Below are 25,532 nucleotides of genomic sequence, written 5' to 3'. Positions count from 1 at the left end.
AAAAATCCGGGATACGGGAAACGGCGACTGGATGCCGGGACGGCTCTGAACGTCCAAACTCCCGTCCAGTCCAGCGTTACATGCCGCTGTAGTTCGGCCCGCCGCCGCCCTCGGGCGTGACCCAGACGATGTTTTGCGTCGGGTCCTTGATGTCGCACGTCTTGCAGTGCACGCAGTTCTGCGCGTTGATCTGCAGGCGGTCTGTGTTATCGGCGTTTTTCACGTATTCATAGACGCCGGCCGGGCAGTAGCGGCTCTCGGGGCCGGCGAATCGGGCCAGGTTGATGCTGACCGGCACGCTGGCGTCCTTCAGGGTCAGATGCGCGGGCTGGTGTTCTTCATGGTTGGTGTTGCTGATGAACACCGAGGTCAGGCGGTCAAAAGTCAGCTTGTTGTCCGGCTTGGGATAGACGATGGGCTGGCACTCCGATGCCGGCCTGAGCATCGCGTAGTCGGGCTTGTGACGGTGGATCGTCCACGGCGGGCTCTTCACGCCGATGCGCGGCAGCAGCCAGTGCTCCACGCCCGTCATCAACGCGCCCACGTACAGGCCCTTCTTGAACCACGACTTGAAGTTGCGCGACTGGTTCAGCTCCTGCGCCAGCCAGCTCGCTGCGTACGCCTCGGGGTAGCTGCCCAGTTCATCGTGCTGGCGCCCGGCCGTGACGGCTTCATACGCCGCGTCGGCCGCGAGCATGCCGGTCTTGATCGCCGCGTGGCTGCCCTTGATGCGCGCCGCGTTCAGATAACCCGCCTCGCAGCCGATCAGCGCGCCGCCGGGAAACACGGTTTTTGGCAGGCTCAAGGCGCCGCCGGCGGTCAGTGCCCGCGCGCCGTAGCCGATGCGCTTGCCGCCCTCCAGGTATTTGCGGATCGCCGGGTGCGTCTTCCAGCGCTGCATTTCCTCGAAAGGGCTGAGGTAGGGATTGCTGTAGTCCAGCCCGGTGACAAAGCCCAGCGTGACCTGGTTGTTGTCCAGGTGGTAGAGAAAGCCGCCGCCGTAGGTGTCGCTCGTCATCGGCCAGCCGGCGGTATGCACGACCAGGCCCGGTTGGTGCTTGGCCGGGTCGATCTCCCACAGCTCCTTCACGCCCAGCGCGTAGGCCTGCGGGTCGCGGCCTTCATCTAACTTGAAGCGGCTGATCAGCTGGCGGCCCAGGTGGCCGCGCGCGCCTTCGGCGAACACCGTGTACTTGCCCAGCAGCTCCATGCCCAGCTGAAAGTTGTCCGTGGGCTCGCCGTCCTTGCCCACGCCCAGGTTGCCCGTAGCCACGCCCCGGACAGAGCCGTCGTCGTTGTACAGCACTTCGGCGGCGGCAAAGCCGGGAAAGATTTCCACGCCCAGGCTTTCGGCTTGAGTCGCCAGCCAGCGCGTGACGTTGCCCAGGCTGATGACGAAGTTGCCGTCGTTGTGAAAGCAGTCGGGCACGAAGAACGCCGGCGTTTTGGTCGCGCCGGTCTCGCTCAGGAACAGCACCTCGTCGGCCGTGACCGGCTGCGTCAAGGGCGCGCCCAGCGCCTTCCAGTCGGGGATCAGCTCGGTCAAGGCTTTCGGGTCCATGACCGCGCCCGACAGGATGTGCGCGCCGGGCTCGGAGCCTTTTTCGAGCACGACCACCGACAGCTCGGTGCCGTGCTCGGCGGCGAGCTGCTTGAGGCGAATGGCTGCCGACAGCCCGCCCGGGCCGCCGCCGACCACGACCACGTCGTAGTCCATCGATTCTCTAGGGCCGAACTGGGTCAGGATTTCTTGGGCTTGCATCGGGGGCACTCGCTGATAATGATTGAGTAAAAGTTGTAGGCCGTGTGGTTTCCGGCGATTTTATGTCGTGAATTGCGCTGCAAATGGGTTGCCCGCTTGTCGAATCCCCGAATTTTGAGGTGTCTGCCGATGGCATTTAGTATGCGTACGAATTTATCAGGCCGTGTCGCGTCAGTGACGAGCCTGTTCGATAAAAGCCTTTTAGCGAGCTGCGGTTTTATGGCGGCGGACAGCGATCTTGCCGCCTGAGGTACCCGCGATTTCATTGCATTTTCAGATCAACCGATCAGTGGCTGCTGCGCCTTGCCATGGTGCGTCAGTGCTTGCGACATCGCGCTTGCCCCAAGATGATTGGGAAACGCAACCAGCCAGAACCAGGGCTGCATTCAATTGCTGACCGGAATTCTTGCCGGCCTGGCAGCCGGTGCGCTCTGGGGCCTGGTTTTTGTGGCGCCGCGCATGCTTTCAATGGGAGCAGGGGGCTATTCCTCGGTGGACCTGACTTCCGGTCGCTTTGCGGTTTATGGCCTGGTGGCGGTGCTCGGCATGCTGCTTGGTCTGGGCCGGCGGCGCTGGCCCACGATGCGCCAGATGGTGGCCGCGCTCGGCATGAGCGTGCTGGGCTTCAGCGGCTACTACCTTCTTCTGGTGCTGGCGATTCGCGATGCCGGCACCGAAATGCCTTCGCTCCTTATCGGTACGATTCCGCTGTGGCTCATGCTGCTGGGCAAGCCGCACGGCCTGCGCTGGTTCGCATTGCTGCCGGGCCTGGCGCTGACAGGGGCCGGGCTGCTGCTCATGATGGCGTCCACCCCGGGTGTGTCCAATGGCGAGGGCCTGCATTTCTGGCGCGGGATGGGCTACGCACTGGTGTCGCTGCTGAGCTGGACCGCATTTGCGCTGTTGAATTCCGCCTGGCTCAAGCGTCATCCTGAAGTGAATGCCACCGAGTGGGCCAACTGGCTGGGCGTGGCCACTGGCCTGGGGGCACTGCTGATGTGGCTCGCCGCCGGTTCCGGCATGCAGGCAGTGGCTGCGCGCGGCGACTCGATGCACTTTGTGTTGCTGTGCGTGGTTGCTGGTTTTGGCTCGACCTGGCTGGCGACGATTTTGTGGAATGTCGCCAGCCAGCAGCTCAGCGCCAGCCTGTGCGGCCAGCTCATCGTGAGCGAAACGCTGTTTGCCTTGCTGTATTCTTTTGCCTGGGATGGGCACTGGCCAACGCCGGGGCAGTTTGGTGCCTGCGCACTGTTCACCGTCGGCATCCTCGCTTCCATCAGGGCGCATCGCTGAGCCGCTTCACAACACAGACTGAGTCATGAAAATTGAAATTCCCGAGAAGAAAAAACTGGTTCATGAAATGCGTATTGCCATCCGCTGGGGCGACATGGACGCCATGGGGCACCTGAACAATGGCACCTACTTCCGCTACATTGAAACCATCCGCATTGACTGGATGTATGCCATTGGCTGCCAGCCTGATCCGCAAGGTGAAGGCCCGGTGATCGTCAATGCGTTTTGCAACTTCTACAAGCAACTCGAATACCCGGGCGATGTGCTGATCAAGATGTACGTCAGCGATCCGGGGCGAACAACCTTTGAAAGCTGGGCCACCATGGAACGCGCGGAACAACCCGGCGTCATCTGTGCAGCCGGTGGCGCGACCACCATCTGGGTGGATTTTCCCGCGCAAAAGGCAAAGACCCTGCCGGACTGGATGCGCCAGCGAGTCGAGGGCTAGTTTAGGCATAAAAAGTGCACTCGTCGCAGTCTGGACGGGCACTTGCAGCTATCAAAAAAATAGCTTAAGGCCTGTAGTGGGCCTGGCGCTGCGCTGCTTGCCCCGGCATGCGGCAAGTCATTTTGAATACGGACCCGGCATTGCCTCATTCGCTGATGGCATGCCGCTTGCCGCGCGTCTGGCCATTCAGCGCCAGCCTGCCCGCATTCCTGTCGATCAACGCCCGGTCTTGCATTGCGAGGCACTGACGTCATCAGCGACATGGGCTTTACCCCTCGATATCGCCAGAACATCCTCCCGCATGATTTTCCCCCAGGGACTTCAACAAGCTGGTGACTGGCTTTTTCTGACGGGTCAGCACTCTCACACTACGGCATAAGCCAGATCGTAAACCTAACTTTCCGCACCTTTTGATTCAAAAAGCAGGCTTGGCTGATCGGCTTTTGCCTAAGCGATGACGTTTTGTCCTACAAGCGGCAGCAAAGACAATACAAATTGTCACGAATAGGTGTTGTTTTCTTAAAAATTGATTTTTTTAAAGAAGATATACGACTTATTAGTAACTAAAAACTTTTATGTAAAAAATCAGTTTTTCTTTATAAGTTTATTTTACTAATTGAAACAATAAATAACTTGTTTTATTAAATTTATATTTTGCTTTATATGCAGACAAGAAAATTTGTTACTGAGTTACAAATTAACGTTATTTAGCATTTTTATTAACGAGTTAGAGAAGCGCTCTTAAAGCGTCTACTTTGCTTGATTCTCCTAGGCGCATAACAACTTTATCTGCGCCTGGGCGAGCTGAATTTCACTCTCAATTCGTTCTTTTAAAGATCAATCTTCCGAGTTCGAAACGAAGCATGACAAGCGCAAAATTGCAAAAAACATCTTTAAAAGTTGATAAATTTGTAAGATTTAGCCTACATTTTGTGTAGGGTTAAATGAATAATTCATTCAAAAATATGTAAATCAAAGTCGCTTGGGTACCTATTACGATCCAGCCAAGCTTTGGGCTTAAGTCAGGGTTTTCAAAAACCTGGCACTTCAGCCTAGTGGATTGCTAGTTGGTCCGGGTCGTATTTGGTAGATCGAAATCACTTCAAAAAGTGAAAACAAACGGCTCAGTTGGTTTTTTGTTCGGTGGAATTCCGACGACTTTTACATTTGAATGGATTTTTATGCAAAAACGTAACTTCTCAAAGGTCGCCGGCGCTGTAACTGCCGCAGTCTTGCTGAGCCTGGGTCAGTCAGCCAGTGCGCTTGAAATCGCTCCCTACTTCCATGCATGGAGCGGCGGCACCCTGACCGAGGCGAAACGCGTCGCAGGGCTGGACAGCGCGACGCTTGCCTTTGCCATCACCAAGGGAAGTTGCGCTCTTGGCCAGGATTTACTGAACAAGCTCCCGGATGCGCGCACTTATGTCGGCGCGGGTGGGCAGCTCATCATTTCGTTCGGTGGACAAAACGGCGTGTATGCAGAGATTGCCTGCAAGGATGACAACCAGCTTTTCAACCTGCTGGACAAGCTGATCGTCGATTCGGGAACCCGCCGGATTGACTGGGATGTCGAGGGCCATCAGTTGCTCGATGTCGAGGGCACCGCCCGCAGGACCCGTGTCTTGCTCCGCCTTCAGGCCAAGTACCCTGATCTCTACACTTCCTTCACCTTGCCTGGCTGGCTGCGCGGTGTCGATGCCAATTCGATGAATCTCTTGAAGACGACCATTGGCGCGGGCGTGCGGATCAGCATGGTCAATGTGATGACCATGAGCTTTGGCCTTGAAAACCTCAGGACCATGGTCGTGCCTTCGACGGTGGCGCAGGCGTCCATCATGACCTTCCGTGCCACGGTCAGTCAGATGGCGACCCTTTATCCGAACAAGACCCAGGCGCAATTGCACGCCATGATGGGAATGACGCCGATGATCGGAAAAAACGATGACGGTTCGACTTTCTCGCTGGTGGATGCGAAAACGATTGCCGACTTCGTCAAGGCCAATGGAATCGGCCTGCTGTCCTATTGGTCATTTCAGCGCGACCAGGCGCAATCCTCGAACGCCTCGAATGATCTGGCCTCGTTCAGTGGCGTCGCGCAGTCCAACTACCAGTTCCTGAACATCTTCAAGACAGCTGGTGGTTCTGTTGCGCCAACACCAACGCCGACTCCGACAGTAGCGATCCCGGCCGTAACGACACCGACAGTAACAACCCCGGCAACGCCAGCTCCCGCGTGCAGCAGCTCGGCCTGGGTTCAGGGAAAGCAATATGCCGCCGGCAGCATCGTGACCTATTCAAATGGCAGCCAGTACATCGCCAAGGTCGCCAATCCCGGCTACAACCCGACGGTCAGCACTTACTTCTGGTCCAACTACATTTGCGCGATGTCGTCCGCTCCGGCGCCAACCCCTGCACCGGCGCCAGCCCCGAAGCCCACTCCGGCACCCGCACCGACATGCGGCAGCTCGACTTGGACACAAGGCAAGCAATATGCCGCCGGAAGCGTGGTGACTTATTCAAACGGCTACAAGTACAAGGCCAACTTCGCCAATCCGGGCTACAACCCGACCATCAGTACCTATTTCTGGTCCCGGTATGCTTGCTAAGGCTCGAAGGCCCCTGCAGCAATAGACGCATCTGATCGACGTGATTCGGGGCTTCAGGCAGCAATTGCCTGAAGCCCCGAATCACGTCTGGAATGCCCATTTCCAGTCAAGCCGGGCGGTGGCCACTTCTATTGGAGTGCGCTTGTTCTGGCAGCCATAGGCCAAGGCGTTGCGCAATGGATTGAGGCATGCCTTCATTTGATCCTGCCGCCCGGCGTGGACCAGATTGCCAGCGCAGTCGCTGATGCGCCTGGCGGCACTGTCCTACCGCCTGAGGCACCCAATGGCTGCCCGAAGAATTTCTGAAAGGTCGTATCCTGCTTGCCTGTCTCGCAACAAGGCACGCTGACCCATGTTTTTTCTCGGAATCGGAACGTCCACGCCTGCATCGCGCTACACGAAGGCCGAGTGCCTGGATGCGTTCCAGCATTCCGCCTGGTTTGAACGGCTCGATGCCCGGGCGCATTGGGTGGCGCGCACCGTGCTGCAGCGCGACAACGGCATCGAAGCGCGCTGGCTGGCCGTCGATTCACTGGCCGATGTGTTCTGTATCGACCCCGATACCTTATCCAAACGGTTCTTGGACCATGCGCCGGCGCTGGCCACCGAGGCAGCGGTGCGTGCCCTGGCCAGCGCCGGCTGCCTTGCACAGGACATCGATGCGGTGGTGGTCAGCACTTGCACGGGGTATCTGTGCCCTGGCCTGTCGGGTCATGTGGCCGAACGACTCGGCTTGCGGCGCGATGTCCAGGCCTTCGATCTGGTCGGCCAGGGCTGCGCGGCGGCGCTGCCCAATCTGCAGCTGGGCAATGCGCTGCTCAGTTCGGCTGCCTGCGAACGGGTGCTGTCGGTCTGCGTCGAGGTCAGCAGTGCCGCGATGTTCCTCGACAACGACCCCGGCGTGCTGATCAGCGCCTGCCTGTTCGGCGACGGCGCCGGCGCTGCGGTGGTGTCGTGCAGGCCTGGCGTGGCCGGCCGGCAGGTCGAATGGAAGGACAGCGCATCGCTGCTGGAGCCGTCGCGGCGCGATGCGCTGAAATTCGAGCAGCGCGCCGGCATGCTGCGCAACATCCTGACGCGGGAGGTGCCGGCGCTGGCAGCCGATCATGCGCAGCAGGTACTTGGCACCGTGCTGAACCGGGCCGGCCTGGGCCGCCAGGACATCAGCGCCTGGATCATGCATGCGGGCGGGCGCGATGTGCTGCTGGCGCTGGAGCGCCGCCTGGAGCTTGCACCCGCCGACCTGCGCTACAGCGCCGCCATGCTGCGCGAATACGGCAATCTGTCCAGCGCCTTCGTCTATTTCGTGTTGCAGGCCGCGCTGCAGGACAAGGCGCCCGGCGGCTGGTGGTGGCTGTCGTCCTTCGGCGCGGGCTTTAGCTGTCATGGCGCCTTGCTGGAAGTACAAAGCGCATGATGACCCTTCCCCGCATCGTTGCCGCCGAAGCACTCGACGGACTGGCTGAAGACGACCCGGCCGCCTTGCGCTCGCGCCGCGACCTGCAGCGCATCCACCGGCTCATGGGCACGCGCGGCATCATGGCGCGGGCGCTCCGGCGCCTGCTGGCGTCGCGTCCGGCGGGCGCGCCACTTCGCTTGCTCGAACTCGGTGCGGGCGACGGCAGCCTGATGCTCGGCGTCGCCCGCACGCTGGGAGCGCGCCGGCCGGCGGTTGACATCACGCTGCTGGACCGGCAGGACCTGGTGACCCGCTCTACCCTTGATGGCTATGCCCGTCTCGGCTGGATCGCCAGCACCCAGGTCATTGACGTGTTCGACTGGGCTTTGAGCCATTCGCCGGCAGTGCGCGAGCCGAGCGCGCGCTGGGATGTCATCGTCGCCAATCTGTTTTTGCACCATTTCGAAGGCCCTGCGCTGGCCACGCTGCTGACGGCGATTGAATCGCGCGCACGGCGTTTTCTGGCCTGCGAGCCGCGCCGTGCGCGGCTCGCCCTGGCGGGCAGCCATCTGGTTGGCGCGATCGGCGCCAATGCGGTGACGCGCCAGGACGCCGTGCTGAGTGTTCATGCCGGTTTTCGCGATCAGGAACTCAGCGCGCTGTGGCCGGGGCATCGCTCGTTCTGGACCCTCGGCGAATCGCCGGCGGGCCTGTTCAGCCACTGCTTTTTTGCCGAACGAAGCGGTCTGGGCGAGGCTGAAGTGCCATCATGAGAACTCGCTTCGACGCCATCATCATCGGCGCCGGGCCTGCCGGCTCGACCGCTGCCATTTTGCTGGCGCGGGCCGGCTGGTCGGTAGCGCTGGTGGAAAAGCAGCGTTTTCCGCGCCGCAAGGTCTGCGGGGAATGCCTGGCGGCCAGCAACCTGCCGCTGCTCGATGCCCTGGGCATCGGCGCTGAATTCGACGCCAGCGCCGGGCCGGAACTGCGCCAGGTTGCGCTGATGCAGGGACGGCGCACGCTCATCGCCGACCTGCCAGCGGCAGACCAGCCGAATCGCGCGTGGGGCAGGGCGCTTGGCCGCGAGACGTTCGACGCGCTGCTGCTGGCGCAAGCCCTTGCCAGCGGCGCGGTAGTGCTGCAGCCCTGGTCGGTGCAGGCGCTCGACGGCAGTGCGGGCGACCCTTGGTGCGAAATCCGCGCCATCGGTTCGGACCACCGGGAGCGCCTGCACGCGCCGGTGCTGATTGCCGCGCACGGCTCCTGGGAACCGCTGCCCACAGGCCGGGCTGAGCGGCGCCTGGCGCGCCGGCCTGGCGACCTGTTCGCCTTCAAGGCCAATTTCCGCCATGCCCGCCTGGCGCCCGGCCTGCTGCCGGTGCTGTCGTTCGAAGGCGGCTATGGCGGCATGGTGCTGGCCGACCAGGGCATCACCACGCTGGCCTGCTGCATCCGCGAGGACCGGCTGGAAGCCTGCCGCCGCCAGTTCCCGGGCTTGAGCGCGGGCGAGGCGGTCGAGGCCTTTTTGACCCAGGCATGCCTTGGCGTTGCGCAGGCGCTGGGTCCGGCGCGGCGCGAAGGCGCGTGGCTGGCCACCGGGCCGATTGATCCGGGCATCAGGCTGCGCGCGGGCGATACGCTGTTTCGCATCGGCAATGCGGCGGGCGAGGCGCATCCCATCATTGGCGAAGGCATGAGCATGGCCATGCAGTCGGCCTGGCTGCTGTGCGCGCAGCTGCTGTGTCCGGATGGGCCGTGCGATGGCCTGGCCAACACCGCCTGGCAGTCCGGCGTTCGCCAGCGCTATGCAGCCGAATGGCGCCATCATTTCGCGCCGCGCCTTCGGCTGGCCACAGGCTTTGCGCACCTGGCCATGCGGCCCGCCCTGACAGCGCCATGGCTGGGGCTGCTGGAACGCTGGCCCGCGCTGCTGACCCATGGGGCGCGCCGGGGTGGCAAGGTCCGCTGCGCGGTCAGCCCGGCCACGGTCAGCTGGCTGGCGGCAGGCGCCGGCGCATCCTGCGCCAGGCCCACCGCAGCGACTCCCGTCCACCGTGACCCCGGATAAAGCAAAGGAAAGACATGCCAAGCACCACGACGTTCGACCGGCTCTGCGCCATCCTGATGAAGGACTACAAGCTCGAAGCCGGGCAGCTCACGCCAGACGCGCCGCTTGAAGCCCTGGGCATCGATTCGCTGGGCGTTGCCGACCTGCTGTTCAATGTCGAAGACGCGTTCGGCATCAGCCTGCCGCCCGAACCGGTGCAACTGCTCACCGTTGGCGACGTGGCACGCTTCATTGATGAACTGGTGGCCAGGCAGCGGGGCCTGGCTGATGACGCGCCGGGCATCGCGCCGCCGGCCGCCTTGCCTCAAGCCACTTCTTCCGCCGCGCCGTGAGGCGGGTTGCCGTCACCGGCATGGGCGTGGTGTCGCCGCTGGGCCACGGCGCGGCAGAGGCGTTTGCCGCCGCGCGCGCTGGCCGATCCGCCGTTCACCGGCTCGATGTTCCGTTTGCCCACCGGCTGGCCGCGCCGCTGGGCGCCACGGTGGTCTTCAATGGCGCCAAGCATTTCGACCCGCCCCAGCTGCGCATGCTGGACCGCGTCAGCCAGTTCGCCCTGGTGGCGGCCCGTCAGGCGCTGGCCGATGCGCGGCTTGGGCTGTCAGAGGCGGAGCGTCACCGCGCCGGCGTTTTCGTCGGCACCGGCATGGGCGGCATCGGCAGCATCGACGACGGCTACCAGACGCTGTATGGCGAAAATTCCGACCGCATCAAGCCCTTCATGGTCTTGACGGGAATGCACAATGCGCCGGCCGCCTGGATCGGCATCGAGCACAACTGGAGCGGGCCGAACCTGAGCTATTCGACTGCCTGCTCGTCGTCGGCCGTGGCCATTGGCGAGGCCTGGCTTCGGCTGGCGCGTGGCGACATCGACCTCGCGCTGGCCGGAGGCGCCGAAGCGCCGCTGTGCTTCGGTTCCCTGAAAGCCTGGGAGGCGCTGCGGACCGTGGCCAGCATCGACCCGGACGACCCGTCGGCATCGTGCAAGCCTTTTTCCAAAAACCGCAGCGGCATGGTGCTAGGCGAGGGCGCGGCCCTGCTGGTGTTAGAGCCGTGGGACCATGCGCTGGCGCGCGGCGCATTGATTCACGGCGAACTGGCCGGTTATGGCCTGTTCACCGACGCCGGTCACATCACCCGGCCCAGCGTGGAGGGCCAGGCAGCGGCGATGCGCGCCGCCCTGCAATCGGCCGGCATGGCGGCGGACGAGGTCGATGCGATCAATGCGCACGGCACCGGCACCCCGGCCAATGACGGCATCGAAACCGCCGCCATCAAGGCGGTGTTCGGCAGCCGCGCGGCCCGCATTCCGATCAGCGCGACCAAGGCGCTGCACGGCCATCTGCTCGGCGCCACGTCGGCGCTCGAATGCGTGCTGTCGCTGATGGCAATGCAGCATTCGGTCGCGCTGCCGACGATGCACCTGCAGCAGGCCGATCCGCAGTGCGATCTGGACTATGTGCCCAACGCCGCCCGCGAGGGCGTTGCGGTGCGCAGCATGCTGTCGAGCTCGTTCGCCTTTGGCGGAACGAATGCGGTGCTGGCGTTGCGGGCCGTGGGTTGAAAAATATAGTCAAACAGGCAGTTTGCGCAATACGGGTATGCGCTGCCAGCTATTGATTCAGTAGCAATCAAGCCGCCTTCGGCGCTTTCGGTAAACGGCCCATCAGGTAGAACTCTGGGTTCGGCTGCATGCCGCTGAAGCTCGCCATGCGGTTGGACAGGCCGAAAAACGCGGTGATCGCCGCAATGTCCCAGGCGTCCTCGTCGTCAAAGCCGTGGGCCTGCAAGGCAGCGAAGTCGGCATCCTCGATCTGGTCGGACTGCAGGCAGACCTTCATGGCAAAGTCGAGCATCGCGCGCTGGCGCGGTGAAATGTCGGCCTTGCGGTAATTGACTGCCACCTGGTCGGCCACCATGGGCTTTTTTTCATAAATCCGCAAAATCGCGCCGTGCGCCACCACGCAGTACAGGCAATGGTTGGCAGCGCTGGTGGCGGTCACGATCATCTCGCGCTCGCCCTTGGTCAGCGAGCCGTTCGGGTTGCCGCTTTCCTCCTTGAGCATCAGCGCATCGTGGTAGGCAAAAAAGGCCCGCCATTCGGCCGGCCGGCGCGCCAGCGCCAGAAAGACGTTGGGCACGAAACCGGCTTTTTCCTGCACCTCCAGCACCTTGGCCTTGATGTCGTCGGGCAGTTGATTGAGGTCGGGGGCGGGGTAACGAGGCATGCGGTTCTCCAGTTCTGGTTTTAAATAACGAGCGCTCAAGTCGTTTCAATTGGATTTACTTGATTGAACAAGGCTTGCACGATGAATCCTATCGCAGCTTTTCAACCCACCAGGATTTGGGACTTGGTCGGCAAGCACAAGCCAACGTCAAGCGCCAGCGCGGCCTGTAGCCGCTGCCGCTATGCTGGAGGCTTTTTTGCAAGGAGCCTCCCGCATGAACGCACCCCAAAACAGCGATTACGACAAAGGCCTGGCCACCCGCAAGCAGGTCATGGGCGAAGACTTTGTCGACCGCGCCTTGTCAAGCATGACCGACTTCACCCGGCCTATTCAGGAGCACATCACCGCCAAGGCCTGGGGCGATGTCTGGCAGCGGCCCGGCCTGGACCTCAAGACCCGCAGCCTGATCACCGTGGCCATGCTGACGGCGCTGGGCAAGCAGAACGAACTCAAGGGCCATCTGCGCGGCGCGCTTAACAACGGCGCCACACCGGCCGAGTTGCAGGAAGTGCTGCTGCACGCGGCCATCTACTGCGGTGTGCCGACGGCGGTCGAAGCCTTTCGCACGGCCGCCGAAGTGGTGGAAGCCCCGAAGAAAGCTTGACGGCGGATCAAGCTTTCCCGGTCGTATCGCAACGCTGGGGTTTCAAGAGTTTTAGTGCTCCTGCGCAATGCCCATGTGCTTTTCAAGCTATTGAAAGGCTAGCAGCTTCGGCGCAAAGCCCTTTCCCGTGGCGTCATCCTGGCCCAACATCCCGGCGGAGAATGTGGACTACAGGCCACCTCGGCCTGCGGGAACATAATGGTTTTTCTCTTCCGCCTTTTTGGCGGTGTCACCCCGCAGCACGGCCACCTGGCCAGAGGCTGCGCTTTCTCCAGAAAAGGAAACAAGCAGATGCAAATTCAGATCAACTCCAACAACAGCATTGACACGGGCGAATCGTTTGAACGCTGGGCCAGCGCCGAACTGAATGCATCCTTCAGCCGTTTCAAGGACGACATCACCCGCATCGAAGTGCACATGAGCGACGAAAACGGCGAAAAGGTCAGCCCCGACCACACACGCTGCATGATCGAAGCCCGGATGGCCAACCGCGAGCCTGTCGCGGTCAACCACCATGGCGCCAACCAGGACGAAGCGTTCCGGGGCGCCAGCGACAAGCTCAAGCGCGTGCTGGAACACACCGTGGGCAAGCTGCGCGACCACCGCGCCCGCGAATCGATCCGGCACGAGCCCGACCTCGACAACGCCTGAACGCCTCAATCCGCTGTTCCCTGGCCGGCGGCAACTGCCTGCCAGGGAACAGCGTTCAATCCCCGCTCATCAACCTTTGCACCAGGTCGGCCGTGGTCGATGCCTTGAACTTTCGCATCAGGCGCGCGCGGTAAATTTCCACCGTGCGGTGGCTGATGACCAAGGCGCGGCCGATCTCCTTGGAGGTCAGGCCGCGCATCAGATGGGCCGCCACCTCGCGCTCTCTAGCCGTCAGTTCGGCCGTCACCGGGCGGCTGGCGCTCAGGTCTTCAAATGTCCAGATGCCCGATTCGTGCGGCGCATGGCGGTTCAGCGCCCGACCCGTGACGTGGCACCAGAAGGTTTCGCCTTTTGTTCGCCCATCGACCCGCTTCATGATGCGGTTGTCCGAATACAAGCCGGTGGCATTCATGATGGGAAGCATGCGCGCGCCGATGCGCTCATATTCATCGGCGCTCGGGTAAAGGATGAGGAAGGACTGGCCCACCAGTTGCTCGCGCGTGGTGCCGAACATTTCGCAGACATGCTGGTTGCAATCGAGAATCGAACGGTTGCAGGACAATACCAGCCCTACCGGTGCCAGATCGAAAGCCAGTTGGTAATCGGTGGACATCAGGGCAAACCTTTAAGAGGAACTACGTAGCGTAATAGGTAGTATCGTAATGGACGGAACAGGCGTGCGAGCACGTCCTGAAGGCTGAACGAAACCAGGAGACATTTTTGTGAAGAAACTATTTCCCTCTGCCGCAGAAGCCCTCAAGGGCGTCGTCAAGGACGGACAACTGTTCGCTGTCGGCGGCTTTGGTCTGTGCGGAATTCCCGAGGCGCTGATCGATGCGCTGCGCGATTCCGGCGTCAAGGACCTGACGGTGATCTCCAACAACGCCGGCGTCGACGGTTTCGGCCTGGGCAAGCTGCTGGAGACACGCCAGATCAAAAAAATGATCTCGTCCTACGTGGGCGAAAACAAGGAGTTCGAACGCCAGTACCTGGCCGGCGAACTCGAACTCGAATTCACGCCGCAGGGCACGCTGGCTGAAAAGCTGCGCGCCGGCGGTGCCGGCATTCCGGCCTTCTTCACCAAGACCGGTGTTGGCACCCTGGTGGCCGAAGGCAAGGAACTGCGTGAGTTCGACGGCGAAACCTATGTCATGGAACGCGCCCTGGTGCCTGACGTGGCGCTGGTCAAGGCGCACCGGGCCGACAAGTCGGGCAACCTGCAGTTCCGCCTGACCGCCCGAAACTTCAACCCGGCCGTGGCCATGGCCGGGAAGATCTGCATCGTCGAGGTGGAAGAGATCGTGGAAACCGGCGCCATGGAACCTGATCAGGTGCATCTGCCGGGCATCTATGTGCACCGCATCGTGCACAACCCGAACCCTGAAAAGCGCATTGAAAAACGCACTGTGAGCGAAGCACCCGTCGATGCCGCCGCCGCCAAGGTCGAGGCCCAGGCGGCCATTGCCCAGGCCGCGGTCATCACCGCAGACGAACCCGTCCCGTCCACCATCAAGGCCGCCAGCGGCCAACAAGGAGCCTGAAGCATGCCGTGGACCCAAGACCAAATGGCAGCCCGCGCTGCCCAGGAACTCGAAGACGGTTTCTACGTCAACCTCGGCATCGGCATTCCGACGCTTGTCGCCAACTTTGTTCCCAGCAACAAGGAAGTCTGGCTGCAGTCGGAAAACGGCATGCTCGGCATCGGCCCGTTTCCGACCGAAGATGCGGTGGATGCCGACCTGATCAACGCCGGCAAGCAGACCGTGACCACGCTGCCGGGTTCGTCGATCTTCGGCAGCCACGACAGCTTTGCGATGATTCGCGGCGGCAAGATCAACCTTTCCATCCTGGGTGCGATGCAGGTCAGCGAGCAGGGCGACCTGGCCAACTGGATGATTCCTGGCAAGATGGTCAAGGGCATGGGCGGCGCAATGGACCTGGTCGCCGGCGTCAAGCGCGTGATCGTGCTGATGGAACACGTCGCCAAAAAGAAAGACGGCACCGTGGACCTGAAAATCCTGCCGCAATGCACGCTGCCGCTGACCGGCGTGGGCGTGGTGGACCGCATCATCACCGACCTGGCGGTGATGGACGTGACGCCGCTGGGTCTGAAGGTGATTGAACTGGCGCCCGGCGTGACCCGTGAAGCACTGCAGGCCAAGACCGGCGTGACGCTGATCTGAACATTTCAGCACCCAGTAAAAAAGGCCCGTGAGGGCCTTTTTTGTGTCTGGAGCGGGTGAAGGGAATCGAACCCTCGTATGAAGCTTGGGAAGCTGCCGTTCTGCCATTGAACTACACCCGCGATAGCTCGGATTATAGGAGCAAGCCGCCAGCGCCTCGCAAGCCTTTTTTATGAAAATAGGGCTTTTGCGCATAATGCGCTTGCGCAATTAGCTATTAAATCAGTAGCGCCATGACGTTTGAAGTTGCCTGTGCAGGACGCAGCGCTTGAACTGCGGCCTGCCTTTTTACTTGTGCATGTCGCCCATGCACAGGTATTTCATCTCCAAATACTCTTCCATGCCGTGGCTGGAGCCTTCGCGGCCCAGGCCGGACTGTTTCACGCCGCCGAAGGGCACATGCTCGGTGGCGATCACGCCGGCGTTGATGCCGACCATGCCATATTCGAGCGCTTCGGCCACGCGGTAGATGCGGCCGATGTCGCGGCTGTAGAAATAGCTGGCCAGGCCGAATTCGGTGTTGTTGGCCGCGTCAATCGCTTCCTGTTCCAGCTTGAAGCGGAACACCGGCGCGAACGGGCCGAAGGTTTCTTCCCTGGCGCACAGCATGTCGCTGGTGGCCTCGGAAATCACCGTCGGCTCGAAGAACTGGCCTTCGAGCTTGTGGCCGCCGGCCAGCAGCTTGCCGCCCTTGGCCAGCGCATCCTGCACATGGCGCTGCACTTTTTCAATCGCTGCGTCCTCGATCAGCGGGCCCTGGCCGACGCCGTCCTCAAAGCCGTTGCCGACTTTGAGCAGTTTCACCTTCTCGGCGAACTTGTGCACGAATTGGTCGTACACGCCTTCCTGCACATAGATGCGGTTGGCGCAGACGCAGGTCTGGCCGGCATTGCGGTATTTACTGGCCATGGCGCCCTCGACGGCCGAGTCGATGTCGGCATCGTCGAACACGATGAAGGGCGCATTGCCGCCAAGTTCGAGCGACAGCTTCTTGATCGACGGCGCGCTCTGGGCCATCAGGATGCGGCCGACCTCAGTCGAGCCGGTGAAGCTGATGTGGCGCACCACGTCGCTGGCGCAGAACACCTTGCCGACTGCCGCGCTGTCGTCGGTCGTTAGGATGTTAAGCACGCCCGAAGGAATGCCGGCGCGTACCGCCAACTCTGCCGCCGCCAGCGCGGTCAGCGGCGTGAGTTCGGCCGGCTTGATGACGACCGTGCAGCCAGCGGCCAGCGCGGGCGCGACCTTGCGGGTGATCATGGCCAGCGGGAAGTTCCAGGGCGTGATGGCCACGCACACGCCGATGGGCTGCTTGAGCACCATCAGGCGGCGGCTGTTGTCAAACTGCGGCAGGGTTTCGCCGTTGACGCGCTTGGCTTCCTCGGCAAACCATTCGACAAAGCTGGCGCCGTAGGCCACTTCACCTTTGGCTTCGGCAAACGGCTTGCCCTGCTCGGCGGTCATGATGCGGGCCAGGTCTTCCTGGTTGGCCATGAGCAACTGATACCACTTCATCAGGACAGCGTGGCGCTCCTTGCCGGTCTTGTTGCGCCAGGCGGGCCAGGCGGCATTGGCGGCGGCAATCGCCGCTTCGGCGTCCGCTGTGCCGAGATTGGCCACATCGGCCAGCTTCTGGCCATTGGACGGGTCGTAGACTTCAAAACGCGAAGCGCCGGCCAGCCACTGGCCGTTGACCAGTGAATCGGTCTTGAGCAGGCTGGGGTCGTTGAGCAGCGCAAGGGGGGAAGTTTTCATGTCCATGGATGTTCTTTCTAAGGAGCTGGCCGATGCGGCAAAAGCGAAGCGGCCGGGAGTCGAAATCAGCCCGCAAGGATACAGCGCGGCGCTGGTTTGCGTGGCTGGAGGGTGTTACCGGTAGTGAACACCGGGCAGCACGCACAGCATTTCATACAGCAGGTTGGCGCCCAGCAAAGCGGTGTTGCCGGACGTGTCATAGGGCGGCGACACCTCGACCAGGTCGGCGCCGACCAGGTTCAAACCACGGCAGCCGCGAATGATCTCCAGCGCCTGCGGCACGCTCAGCCCGCCGATCTCGGGCGTCCCGGTGCCGCCGGCAAAAGACGGGTCGATGCCGTCGATGTCAAAGCTCAGGTAACAGGGCGCCTGGCCGATGGACTCGCGCACCCGGGCCATCAGCGGCGCCAGCGACTGGTACCAGACATCGTGCGCCGGCACCACGGTGAAGCCCTGCTGGCGCGGCCAGTCGAAATCATCCATGCCATAGCCGGTGCCGCGCAGGCCGATCTGCCAGACTTTATTCCCTTGCAGCAGGCCTTCTTCCACCGCCCGGCGAAACGGCGTGCCGTGGGCGATGGGCTCGCCGAACATGTCGTCGTTCACATCGGCATGCGCATCGACATGCACCAGCGCCACTGGCCCGTGCCGGCGAGCCAGAGCCCGCAGGATGGGCAGCACGATGGTGTGGTCGCCACCGAGCGTCAGCGGAATGCAGCCGGTGTCGATGACAGGCCGGTAATGCGCCTCGATGATCTCGACCGACTTTTGCAGGTTGTAGGTGTTGATCGCCACGTCGCCCAGGTCGGCCACCTGCAGCGCATCGAAAGGCGCGGCGCCGGTGGCCATGTTGTAGGGGCGGATCAGGCTCGATTCGGCGCGGATCTGCCGGGGCCCGAAGCGCGCGCCGGGCCGGTGGCTGGTGCCGATGTCCAGCGGCACGCCGATGAAGCCCGCGTTCAGGCCGTTCGCCTCGTTGCGCATCGGCAGGCGCATCATGCTGGCCCAGCCGCCGAAGCGCGGCATGGCGTTGCCGCTCAAGGGTTGGTTGAAGGTCATGGAGGGTCGTTTTCAAAAAAAAGTGAAGGTCAGGGTGCCTGGGTTGACCGGCGAACAACTTTTAAGCATCAAATACGCCTCTTGCGCTTACGCAGTAAGCGCAAGCAGCTATTGATTCAGCAGCAAAAAACCGCCGAGCGGATTCCGCCCTGTTTCGTCATTTCTTCACGCGTCCGCGCAGCCATTCGAGCGTCATCATCAGGCAGGCGGTGAACAGGATCAGCAAGGTCGCCACGGCGGCAATCGTTGGCGAGATGTTCTCGCGGATGCCGGTGAACATCTGGCGCGGCAGCGTCGTTTGCGTCGGGCCGGCCAGGAACAGCGTGACCACCACCTCGTCGAATGACGTGGCAAAGGCAAACAGCGCGCCCGAGATCACGCCGGGTGCAATCACCGGCAGCGTGATGCGAAAGAAGGTCTGCAGCGGCCCGGCGCCCAGGCTCAGGCTCGCTTTGACCAGGTTCTGGTTGAAGCCCTGCAGCGTCGCCATCACGGTGGTGACGACAAACGGCGCGCCCAGCGCCGCATGCACCAGCACCAGGCCGGTGTAGGAATCGGACAGGCCGATCTGTGCAAAGAACAGGTAGGTGCTGACGCCCACCACCACAATGGGCACGACCATCGGCGAGATCAGCAGGGCGGTCAGAAGGCCCTTGCCGGCAAACTGCGCCCGCGCCAGGCCGACGGCGGCCATCGTGCCCAGCGCCGTGGCCAGTAAGGTGGCCAGCGGAGCCACGATGAAGCTGTTGCGCGTGGCCCGCGCCCAGTCCTGGGAGGCAAACAGTTCTTCGTACCAGCGCAGCGACCAGCCCGGAATCGGGTACGACAGGAAGGACGAGTTGCTGAACGACAGCGGAATGATGACGATGATCGGCAGCAGCAGGAACAGCAGCACTGCGCCGCACAGCACGCGCAGGCCATACCAGCCAAGCTTGTCGAGCAGGGTGTAATAGGCCGGGAAGGTTGAGATTTTCATGGTGTGTTCAGCCCAGGCTCAGTTCGGCTTTGGCAAAGCGGCGGTACACCGCATACAAAATCAAGGTGGTGGCCAGCAGCACCGAGCCCAGCGCGCAGGCCATGCCCCAGTTCACGTCCACATTGGTGTACTGGGCCACGTAGTAGCTCAGCATCTGGTCGCCCGGGCCACCCAGCAGGGCCGGCGTGACGTAGTAGCCGATCGAGGTGATGAACACCAGCAAGCCGCCGGCGGCCACGCCGGGGTAGGTCTGCGGCACATACACCCGGAAAAACGCGGCCAGCGGCGTGCTGCCCAGCGACACGGCGGCGCGCATGTAGTTGCCAGGCACCGACTTCATCACGCTGTAGAGCGGCAGGATCATGAAGGGCAGCAGGATGTGCACCATGGCAATAATGACGCCCAGCCGGTTGAACAGCAGCGGCACCGGCTCGCCGGTCAGGCCGGTGAACATCAAAAAGCGGTTGACCAGCCCGTTGGTCTGCAGCAGCACGATCCAGGCGGCAATGCGCACCAGCACCGAGGTCCAGAACGGCAGCAGCACCAGGATCATCATCAGGTTGGCCTTGCGCTCGTTCAGCGTGGCCAGCCAGTAGGCCAGCGGATAGCCCAGCAAAATGCAGATCAGCGTGACCACCGCGCTGATGGAAAAGGTGCGCACCAGGATGTCGCTGAACGCGGCTTCCTCGGCGCCGACGCGCACCACATGGCCTTGCGCATCGCGTTTCAGATCGACCGATGCCAGCAGGTAGTCGGGTGTCCAGCGCGAGCTGTTCTTGGCAATCGCCCACCAATAGGGCAGCTCGGCCCAGCGCGGGTCGTGGGCCAGCAGTTTTTCTTTCGCCTGCAGCGGGCTCAGGTTCTCGCCCAGCGGCAGGGCGCGGTAGGTGCCCATGATCAGCGAGCGGGCGCCGCTGACTTCGCTGTTCAGGCGCCGGGCCAGCACGCCGGCCTGCGCGGTTTCGGGAATGGCCGCCAGGTCGGCCAGCAATGCGGCATAGGCGGCATCGGGCGGCGCCGCCTCGCGGTCCCAGCCGGCCAGCGCATCGCCGGTCCGGCTCAGGGTGCCGGCGACTTCCGGGTTTTCAACCGCCCTGACGAGCAGGGCGCCCAGCGGCACCAGGAAGGTAACCGCCAGGAAAATCAGCAGCGGAAGGGTCATGGCAATGGCGCGCATCCGCTTGCGGCGCTCCACCCGGCGCAGCTGGGCGGCCAGCGCCGGCCCGGTGTTGCCATCGGCTGCCATGGGCATCATGGGAAGGGAAGCCGTTGCGTTCATTGCATGTGTCCTTCTTTGTCCGCTACCCGGCGCTTACTGTGCGGACCACGCGGCAAAACGCTTTTCAAGCGCTTCACCCTGGTCGGCCCAGAACGCGATGTTGAACTGCAGCGCGTCCTTGCTGTTGGCGGGCGACGTCGGCAGCAGCGCCAGCACCTTGGCATCGAGCTTGGCCAGGGCCTTGTTGTTGGTCGGGCCGTAGGAGATGTTGCGGGCATATTCGGCCTGTGCATCGGGGCTGGAAGCCATGCTGATGAATTTGAGCGCCAGGTCCTTGTTCGCGCCGCCCTTGGGCATGACCCAGTAGTCCAGGTCGTAGATGCCGCCGGTCCAGGTGATGGCCAGGTTTTTGCCTTCGCGCTGGGCGGCGTCGATGCGGCCGTTGTAGGCGGTGGTCATGGTCACGTCGCCGGCGACCAGGAACTGCGGCGGCTGCGCGCCGGCTTCCCAGAACTGGATGCTGGGCTTGAGTTCGGTCATTTTCTTGAAGGCGCGGTCGGCGCCGTCCTTGGTGGCCAGCACCTTGTACACGTCGGCGGTCTTCACGCCGTCGGCCATCAGGGCGAATTCCAGGTTGTAGCGCGCGCCCTTGCGCATGCCGCGCTTGCCGGGGAATTTCTGGGTGTCCCAGAAGTCGGCCCAGGTGCCGGGCGCGGTTTTGAGCTTGTCGGCGTTGTAGGCCATGACGGTGGACCAGATGAAGGTGCCGACGCCGCATTCATGCACCGCCGCAGGCTGGAAGTCGGCCTTGCTGCCGACCTTGGACCAGTCGATCTTCTCGAACAGGCCTTCGTCGCAGCCGCGGTTCACGTCCGGACTTTCGACCTCAACCACGTCCCAGGTGATTTTCTTGGTTTCGACCATGGCCTTGATCTTGGCCTGCTCGCCGTTGTATTCGACCTGTTGAATCTTGCCGGCGCCCGATTTCTCGAAGGCTTCGAAATAGGCTTTTTTCTGCGCCGCACCATTGGCGCCGCCAAAATTGACCACGGTCAGCTGGCTTTGGGCCATGGCCGGCAGGCAGACACCGGCTGCAATGGCAATGATCAGGGGCTTGAGTTTCATCGGGAATTCCTTTGGTGACAGGTTGGCAGGGTGAAAAAAATCGGGAAGGGGAATCAGGCAGGCAAGCAGCTCAGCGGTACATGCGCAGGTGCTCGACCGGCGCATGGACATGGATGCTTTGGCCGGGCTCGGGCAGCTGTTCATGGCCCAGCGGCATCTTGATGGTCGCGTCCGGCTGGCCGGGCAGCTCGCAGCGCAGGCGCAGGTGGTCGCCGAAATAGATCACGTCGAGCACCTTGCTCTGGAAGGTGTTGCTGCCAGCGGCTTCGGCAATCTTCAGGCGTTCAGGGCGGGTGCCGCACTGCACCGTGTCGCCGACGCCGCAGGCGTTGACGTTCAGGCCGCGCAGCACCACGCCGCTGGGCAGGCGAACCTCGCAGTGCGCGCCGTCGAGCCGCGTCACCTCGGCCTGCAGCACTGTGCTGTCGCCGACAAAGCCGGCCACAAAGCGGTTGCTAGGCGCTTCATACAGGCTGCCCACCACGTCGATCTGCTGGATCGCGCCGTCGTTGAACACCGCCACCCGGTCGGACATGGTCAGCGCTTCGGTCTGGTCGTGGGTCACATAGACAAAGGTCACGCCCAGCCGACGATGCAATGCTTTGAGTTCGATCTGCATGTGCTCGCGCAGCTGCTTGTCCAGCGCGCCCAGCGGCTCGTCCATCAGCACCAGCTGCGGATCAAACACCAGCGCGCGCGCCAGGGCCACGCGCTGTTGCTGGCCGCCCGAAAGCTGGCCGGGGTAGCGGCTGCCCATGCGGCCCAGCTGCACCATGTCCAGCGCCTGCAGCACCTTGGCTTCGCTCTCGGCCTTCGGCAGCTTGCGCACCGTCAGCGGATAGGCGATGTTCTCGGCCAGCGTCATGTGCGGAAACAAGGCGTAGTTCTGAAACACCATGCCAAAGTTGCGCTTGTGCGGCGGCGTGCCGGTGATCTGCCGGCCGTTGAGCATGATGTCGCCCGCCGTGGGCGACTCGAACCCGGCCAGCATCATCAAGGTGGTGGTCTTGCCCGAGCCCGAGGGGCCGAGCAGCGACAGGAATTCGCCCTGGCGGATGTCCAGGTTCAGGTCGCGCACGACGAGGTTGATGCCGTCGTAGGTTTTCTGGACGCCGGTGAAACTTACCAGTGTGGAGTTGCTTGTCATTCGTGTAAGGCCTGGTTCTGGAGGACTAAAGGCGGTTGCCGTGCCGAAAACATGAGAGCAACTTGCAAGCCAGAACGACTGGCGACGTCAGCCGAACGGTATGCAGCATCAATCATGGACCGATCAGGCGACGGCGTCAAAGCAGTCGGCCATGATGCCCAGGCCTTCGTCGAGCAGCGCATCGCTGGCGGTCAGCGGCACCAGGATGCGGATGACGTTGCCGTAGGTGCCGCAGGTCAGCAAGATCAGGCCGCGTGCCGTGGCCTCGGCCGTGATGCGCTTGGCCAGGTCGGCGTCGGGCTGCTTCACGTCACCATTCTTGAACAGCTCAACGGCCACCATGGCGCCCATGCCGCGCACGTCGCCGATGCAGGCGTGGCGTTCGGCCATGGCCTTGAGGGCCTTGGTCAGGCGCTCGCCAACATCGCGGCTGCGCTGGAGCAGGTTTTCCTTGTCGAACACGTCCAGCACGGCCAGTGCGGCGGCGCAGGCAATCGGGCTGCCGGCGTAGGTGCCGCCCAAGCCGCCGGGCGCTGCCGCATCCATGACTTCAGCGCGGCCGACCACGGCGGAAATCGGGAAGCCGCCGGCCATCGACTTGGCCATGGTGATCAGGTCGGGCGCCACGCCGCTTTGCTCCACCGCAAACCAGGTGCCGGTGCGTCCGGCACCGGTCTGCACCTCGTCGCAGATCAGCAAAATGCCGTGCTGGTCGCACAAAGCGCGCAGGCGCTGCAGCATTTCGGGCGGTGCCACGGTGAAGCCGCCTTCGCCCTGCACCGGCTCGATGATGATGGCGGCCACGCGTTTGGCCTCGATGTCGTTCTTGAAAATCGCTTCGACCGACGCGATGGAGTCATCGACCGTCACGCCGTGCAGCGCGTTTGGGAAGGTGGCGTGAAAGACTTCTGCCGGAAAAGGGCCGAAACCGGTCTTGTACGGAACGACCTTGCCGGTCATGGCCAGCGTCAGCAGGGTGCGGCCGTGGTAGCCGCCGGAAAAGCAGATGACGCCCGAGCGGCCGGTGAAGGCGCGGGCGATCTTGATGGCGTTTTCGACCGCTTCGGAGCCGGTGGTCAAAAACAGCGTTTTTTTGGTGAAGTCGCCCGGCGCCTTGGCGTTGATGCGCTCGGCCAGTTCCACATACGGCTCGTAGGCCAGCACCTGAAAGCAGGTGTGCGTGTACTTGTCGAGCTGGTCCTTCACCGCCTGGATGACGGCCGGGTGGCGGTGCCCGGTGTTCAGCACTGCAATGCCGCCGGCAAAATCAACGAAACGCCGGCCTTCGACGTCCCAGATTTCCGCGTTCTCGCCCTTGGCGATGAAGATCTGGTGGCTGTGGCCCACGCCGCGTGCAATAGCGGCCTCGCGGCGGGCAAACAGGGCGGCGTTGGTCAAATGAGGTTCACGGTGCATGGGAAACATCCTTTTCGGTGGTTGAAATCCGGGCTCGCCATCGGCTGCCGAGCGTATGCCTGTACTTTAGTGACGGCTGCCCGGCGTTAACATATACAGATAACCCCTGCTTCGCGGTGTACTGTGCTGCCAGCACCACCTGTACATACAAACCCTTTGCCCTTTGTTGGGGCTAGCCCCTTCCATGTTCGTTCTTGATCCCCAGTCAACCGTCGCGCTGGTCACCCAGATCGTCGGGGGATTCCGCCAGATGGTCGATGATGGTGCATTGCGCCCCGGCGCCAAGCTGCCGTCCATCCGCCAGTTTGCCCATGCCCACGGCGTGAGCGTTTACACCGTGGTCGATGCCTACGACCGGCTGGTGGCGCTCGGCTATTTCCAGTCGCAGGCCAATTCCGGCTTTTTCGTGCGCAGCCGCGTCAGCCCGGCCGCGCTGCCCTTGGGCGCATCAAGCCAGTACAGCTTTGACTCGATGTGGTACCTGCGGCGCATTTTTGAAAACCGCGCGCTGCGCAGCAAGCCGGGCTGCGGCTGGCTGCCCGGCGACTGGCTGTTCACCGAAGGCATGCGCCGCAGCCTGCGCAACCTGGCCGCCGAGGATGTGGACTTGGGCGGCTACGGCGAGCCCAAGGGCTATTCTCCGCTGCGCCAGGTGGTGCGCGACCTGCTGGCCAGCCGCGAGATCGTGGTCAATGCCGAGCAGGTGCTGCTGACCCAGGGTTCCAGCCAGGGCCTGGACCTGGCTGCGCGCCAGCTGGTGCGGCCGGGCGACGCCGTGCTGGTCGATGAGCCGGGTTACGCCAACTTGCTGTTCTCGCTGCGCTTTCTGGGCGCCCGGCTGGTGGGCGCGCCGCGCACCCCGGCGGGCTACGACCTGGAGACGTTAGAGGCGCGCATCATCCAGCACCGGCCCAGGGTGTTTTTCACCCAGCCGCGCCTGCAAAGCCCGACCGGCTCGACCGCCGTGCTGTCGCATCTGCACCGGGTGCTGCAGCTGGCTGAAAAATACGACTTCATGGTGGTGGAAAACGACATTTACGCCGATCTTGATCCCGAGTCGCGCCCGTCGCTGGCCAGCCTCGACCAGTTGAAGCGGGTGATCTACATCAGCAGCTTTTCCAAGACCATTTCGCCCAACATCCGCGCCGGCTACCTCGCGGCCGCCCCCGAACTGCTGGAAGACCTGGCGCGGCTGAAGATGGTCTCGGGCCTGACCTCGTCCGAGTTCACCGAGCGCTTGGCCTACGGCGCGCTGGTGGACGGCCGCTGGCGCAAGCACATCAAGACGCTGCGTGACCGGCTGGCGCTGGGCCAGCGGCGCCTGGCCAGCCTGTTGCTGGCAATTGGCTTCGAGCTGTTCTGCGAACCCAAGGCCGGCATGTTTTTGTGGGCGCGCCACCCGGCCATCCAGAACGCCGGCGAGCTGGCCTACAAGGCGGTCGAGCAAGATATTTTGCTCGGGCCGGGCCATCTGTTTTCGGTCGATCTGGAGCCCAGCCCGTGGCTGCGCTTCAACGTGGCCTGGTCCGACGACGATGCCTTGCTGCGTTTCCTCGTGACCCTCAAAGCCGCCTAAAATCAGTAGCTTGCCTGCAA

The 25,532-nt window shown here is 62.8% G+C and carries 23 protein-coding genes and 1 tRNA gene; 13 read left to right on the top strand and 11 right to left on the bottom strand.

The window, feature by feature from the left end:
• Window positions 1-76: 76 nt before the first annotated feature.
• Window positions 77-1,762, bottom strand: coding sequence for an electron transfer flavoprotein-ubiquinone oxidoreductase (locus ACP7AD_RS01305; protein ID WP_426146799.1), 1,686 nt, complete (start codon window positions 1,760-1,762; stop codon window positions 77-79).
• Window positions 1,763-2,152: 390 nt separating this feature from the next.
• On the opposite strand from ACP7AD_RS01305, the gene ACP7AD_RS01300 reads away from it, so the two are divergent.
• From ACP7AD_RS01300 to ACP7AD_RS01265, 8 genes are all read left to right on the top strand, one after another.
• A complete protein-coding gene (locus ACP7AD_RS01300; RefSeq protein WP_426146845.1) occupies window positions 2,153-3,055 on the top strand; it encodes a DMT family transporter in 903 nt (300 codons plus the stop codon).
• Window positions 3,056-3,080: 25 nt separating this feature from the next.
• Window positions 3,081-3,503, top strand: coding sequence for an acyl-CoA thioesterase (locus tag ACP7AD_RS01295; protein WP_426146800.1), 423 nt, complete (start codon window positions 3,081-3,083; stop codon window positions 3,501-3,503).
• 1,109 nt (window positions 3,504-4,612) lie between these two features.
• Window positions 4,613-6,109 carry a hypothetical protein gene (locus ACP7AD_RS01290; protein WP_426146802.1) on the top strand — a complete coding sequence of 499 codons (1,497 nt, stop codon included), beginning with the start codon at window positions 4,613-4,615 and terminating at the stop codon, window positions 6,107-6,109.
• A 352-nt stretch (window positions 6,110-6,461) separates the two neighbouring features.
• Window positions 6,462-7,526, top strand: a complete 1,065-nt coding sequence (locus ACP7AD_RS01285; protein ID WP_426146804.1) for a type III polyketide synthase — start codon at window positions 6,462-6,464, stop codon at window positions 7,524-7,526.
• Window positions 7,523-8,281: a methyltransferase domain-containing protein gene (locus ACP7AD_RS01280; protein WP_426146806.1), complete on the top strand. Its 759-nt coding sequence runs from the start codon at window positions 7,523-7,525 to the stop codon at window positions 8,279-8,281. Before ACP7AD_RS01285 ends, ACP7AD_RS01280 begins: the two co-directional genes overlap by 4 nt.
• On the top strand, window positions 8,278-9,576 hold the full coding sequence (locus tag ACP7AD_RS01275; protein WP_426146808.1) for an NAD(P)/FAD-dependent oxidoreductase: 1,299 nt from the start codon (window positions 8,278-8,280) through the stop codon (window positions 9,574-9,576). Before ACP7AD_RS01280 ends, ACP7AD_RS01275 begins: the two co-directional genes overlap by 4 nt.
• A gap of 14 nt (window positions 9,577-9,590) precedes the next feature.
• Window positions 9,591-9,908, top strand: coding sequence for an acyl carrier protein (locus tag ACP7AD_RS01270; RefSeq protein ID WP_426146810.1), 318 nt, complete (start codon window positions 9,591-9,593; stop codon window positions 9,906-9,908).
• Window positions 9,905-11,137 carry a beta-ketoacyl-[acyl-carrier-protein] synthase family protein gene (locus ACP7AD_RS01265; RefSeq protein ID WP_426146811.1) on the top strand — a complete coding sequence of 411 codons (1,233 nt, stop codon included), beginning with the start codon at window positions 9,905-9,907 and terminating at the stop codon, window positions 11,135-11,137. Before ACP7AD_RS01270 ends, ACP7AD_RS01265 begins: the two co-directional genes overlap by 4 nt.
• A 67-nt stretch (window positions 11,138-11,204) precedes the next feature.
• Here the strand turns inward: ACP7AD_RS01265 and ACP7AD_RS01260 are convergent, their stop codons facing one another.
• Window positions 11,205-11,801 carry a peroxidase-related enzyme gene (locus ACP7AD_RS01260; protein ID WP_426146813.1) on the bottom strand — a complete coding sequence of 199 codons (597 nt, stop codon included), beginning with the start codon at window positions 11,799-11,801 and terminating at the stop codon, window positions 11,205-11,207.
• 214 nt (window positions 11,802-12,015) lie between these two features.
• Between ACP7AD_RS01260 and pcaC the strand changes: the two genes are divergently transcribed.
• Together pcaC and ACP7AD_RS01250 are read left to right on the top strand one after the other, a co-directional pair.
• The gene (pcaC, locus tag ACP7AD_RS01255; RefSeq protein WP_426146815.1) at window positions 12,016-12,405 is read left to right on the top strand and encodes a 4-carboxymuconolactone decarboxylase; all 390 of its coding nucleotides are present in this window, start codon (window positions 12,016-12,018) and stop codon (window positions 12,403-12,405) included.
• A gap of 291 nt (window positions 12,406-12,696) precedes the next feature.
• On the top strand, window positions 12,697-13,056 hold the full coding sequence (locus ACP7AD_RS01250; RefSeq protein WP_426146817.1) for an HPF/RaiA family ribosome-associated protein: 360 nt from the start codon (window positions 12,697-12,699) through the stop codon (window positions 13,054-13,056).
• 55 nt (window positions 13,057-13,111) lie between these two features.
• Here ACP7AD_RS01250 and ACP7AD_RS01245 read toward each other — a convergent pair whose 3' ends face one another.
• Window positions 13,112-13,669 carry a LuxR C-terminal-related transcriptional regulator gene (locus tag ACP7AD_RS01245; RefSeq protein ID WP_426146818.1) on the bottom strand — a complete coding sequence of 186 codons (558 nt, stop codon included), beginning with the start codon at window positions 13,667-13,669 and terminating at the stop codon, window positions 13,112-13,114.
• Between the two features lie 109 nt (window positions 13,670-13,778).
• Here ACP7AD_RS01245 and ACP7AD_RS01240 point away from each other — a divergent pair, with 109 nt between their 5' ends.
• Window positions 13,779-14,597: a CoA transferase subunit A gene (locus ACP7AD_RS01240; RefSeq protein WP_426146820.1), complete on the top strand. Its 819-nt coding sequence runs from the start codon at window positions 13,779-13,781 to the stop codon at window positions 14,595-14,597.
• 3 nt (window positions 14,598-14,600) lie between these two features.
• A complete protein-coding gene (locus ACP7AD_RS01235) occupies window positions 14,601-15,239 on the top strand; it encodes a CoA transferase subunit B (RefSeq protein WP_426146821.1) in 639 nt (212 codons plus the stop codon).
• A 48-nt stretch (window positions 15,240-15,287) separates the two neighbouring features.
• On the opposite strand, the gene ACP7AD_RS01230 is transcribed toward ACP7AD_RS01235, so the two are convergent.
• The 8 genes from ACP7AD_RS01230 to gabT form a co-directional block, all read right to left on the bottom strand.
• Window positions 15,288-15,361, bottom strand: a tRNA-Gly gene (locus ACP7AD_RS01230).
• Between the two features lie 166 nt (window positions 15,362-15,527).
• Entirely contained in the window at window positions 15,528-17,000 is a 1,473-nt protein-coding gene (locus ACP7AD_RS01225) for an NAD-dependent succinate-semialdehyde dehydrogenase (RefSeq protein WP_426146823.1), read from the bottom strand.
• Window positions 17,001-17,108: 108 nt separating this feature from the next.
• Window positions 17,109-18,053, bottom strand: coding sequence for an agmatinase (speB, locus tag ACP7AD_RS01220; RefSeq protein ID WP_426146825.1), 945 nt, complete (start codon window positions 18,051-18,053; stop codon window positions 17,109-17,111).
• Between the two features lie 157 nt (window positions 18,054-18,210).
• Window positions 18,211-19,029, bottom strand: coding sequence for an ABC transporter permease (locus ACP7AD_RS01215; RefSeq protein WP_426146826.1), 819 nt, complete (start codon window positions 19,027-19,029; stop codon window positions 18,211-18,213).
• A 7-nt stretch (window positions 19,030-19,036) separates the two neighbouring features.
• Window positions 19,037-20,308 (bottom strand): ABC transporter permease, encoded by a 1,272-nt coding sequence (locus tag ACP7AD_RS01210; RefSeq protein ID WP_426146828.1) that lies wholly within the window; start codon window positions 20,306-20,308, stop codon window positions 19,037-19,039.
• 33 nt (window positions 20,309-20,341) lie between these two features.
• Window positions 20,342-21,373 (bottom strand): ABC transporter substrate-binding protein, encoded by a 1,032-nt coding sequence (locus tag ACP7AD_RS01205; protein WP_426146830.1) that lies wholly within the window; start codon window positions 21,371-21,373, stop codon window positions 20,342-20,344.
• Between the two features lie 70 nt (window positions 21,374-21,443).
• Complete coding sequence (locus ACP7AD_RS01200) at window positions 21,444-22,520, bottom strand: ABC transporter ATP-binding protein (protein ID WP_426146832.1); 1,077 nt, start codon at window positions 22,518-22,520, stop codon at window positions 21,444-21,446.
• A 123-nt stretch (window positions 22,521-22,643) separates the two neighbouring features.
• Window positions 22,644-23,936, bottom strand: coding sequence for a 4-aminobutyrate--2-oxoglutarate transaminase (gabT, locus tag ACP7AD_RS01195; RefSeq protein ID WP_426146833.1), 1,293 nt, complete (start codon window positions 23,934-23,936; stop codon window positions 22,644-22,646).
• Between the two features lie 184 nt (window positions 23,937-24,120).
• Here gabT and ACP7AD_RS01190 point away from each other — a divergent pair, with 184 nt between their 5' ends.
• Window positions 24,121-25,512 (top strand): PLP-dependent aminotransferase family protein, encoded by a 1,392-nt coding sequence (locus tag ACP7AD_RS01190; RefSeq protein ID WP_426146835.1) that lies wholly within the window; start codon window positions 24,121-24,123, stop codon window positions 25,510-25,512.
• The last annotated feature ends 20 nt before the right edge of the window (window positions 25,513-25,532 follow it).

The organism is Polaromonas sp. DSP2-3-2b2 (assembly GCF_049895905.1).
Lineage (GTDB): Bacteria > Pseudomonadota > Gammaproteobacteria > Burkholderiales > Burkholderiaceae_C > Polaromonas.
The sequence above is the reverse complement of the archived record's forward strand: the minus strand, read 5'-3'. Positions and strand labels throughout refer to the sequence as shown.

Bases quoted from the DNA above. Each gene is read 5' to 3' on its own strand.
- ACP7AD_RS01200 (WP_426146832.1), bottom strand. From the start codon at position 22,520: ATGACAAGCAACTCCACACTGGTAAGTTTCACCGGCGTCCAGAAAACC.
- ACP7AD_RS01190 (WP_426146835.1), top strand. From the start codon at position 24,121: ATGTTCGTTCTTGATCCCCAGTCAACCGTCGCGCTGGTCACCCAGATC.
- ACP7AD_RS01270 (WP_426146810.1), top strand. From the start codon at position 9,591: ATGCCAAGCACCACGACGTTCGACCGGCTCTGCGCCATCCTGATGAAG.
- gabT (WP_426146833.1), bottom strand. From the start codon at position 23,936: ATGCACCGTGAACCTCATTTGACCAACGCCGCCCTGTTTGCCCGCCGC.
- ACP7AD_RS01245 (WP_426146818.1), bottom strand. From the start codon at position 13,669: ATGTCCACCGATTACCAACTGGCTTTCGATCTGGCACCGGTAGGGCTG.
- ACP7AD_RS01215 (WP_426146826.1), bottom strand. From the start codon at position 19,029: ATGAAAATCTCAACCTTCCCGGCCTATTACACCCTGCTCGACAAGCTT.
- ACP7AD_RS01250 (WP_426146817.1), top strand. From the start codon at position 12,697: ATGCAAATTCAGATCAACTCCAACAACAGCATTGACACGGGCGAATCG.
- ACP7AD_RS01205 (WP_426146830.1), bottom strand. From the start codon at position 21,373: ATGAAACTCAAGCCCCTGATCATTGCCATTGCAGCCGGTGTCTGCCTG.
- ACP7AD_RS01295 (WP_426146800.1), top strand. From the start codon at position 3,081: ATGAAAATTGAAATTCCCGAGAAGAAAAAACTGGTTCATGAAATGCGT.
- ACP7AD_RS01275 (WP_426146808.1), top strand. From the start codon at position 8,278: ATGAGAACTCGCTTCGACGCCATCATCATCGGCGCCGGGCCTGCCGGC.
- ACP7AD_RS01305 (WP_426146799.1), bottom strand. From the start codon at position 1,762: ATGCAAGCCCAAGAAATCCTGACCCAGTTCGGCCCTAGAGAATCGATG.
- ACP7AD_RS01285 (WP_426146804.1), top strand. From the start codon at position 6,462: ATGTTTTTTCTCGGAATCGGAACGTCCACGCCTGCATCGCGCTACACG.
- ACP7AD_RS01210 (WP_426146828.1), bottom strand. From the start codon at position 20,308: ATGAACGCAACGGCTTCCCTTCCCATGATGCCCATGGCAGCCGATGGC.
- speB (WP_426146825.1), bottom strand. From the start codon at position 18,053: ATGACCTTCAACCAACCCTTGAGCGGCAACGCCATGCCGCGCTTCGGC.
- ACP7AD_RS01225 (WP_426146823.1), bottom strand. From the start codon at position 17,000: ATGGACATGAAAACTTCCCCCCTTGCGCTGCTCAACGACCCCAGCCTG.
- ACP7AD_RS01260 (WP_426146813.1), bottom strand. From the start codon at position 11,801: ATGCCTCGTTACCCCGCCCCCGACCTCAATCAACTGCCCGACGACATC.
- ACP7AD_RS01235 (WP_426146821.1), top strand. From the start codon at position 14,601: ATGCCGTGGACCCAAGACCAAATGGCAGCCCGCGCTGCCCAGGAACTC.
- ACP7AD_RS01280 (WP_426146806.1), top strand. From the start codon at position 7,523: ATGATGACCCTTCCCCGCATCGTTGCCGCCGAAGCACTCGACGGACTG.
- pcaC (WP_426146815.1), top strand. From the start codon at position 12,016: ATGAACGCACCCCAAAACAGCGATTACGACAAAGGCCTGGCCACCCGC.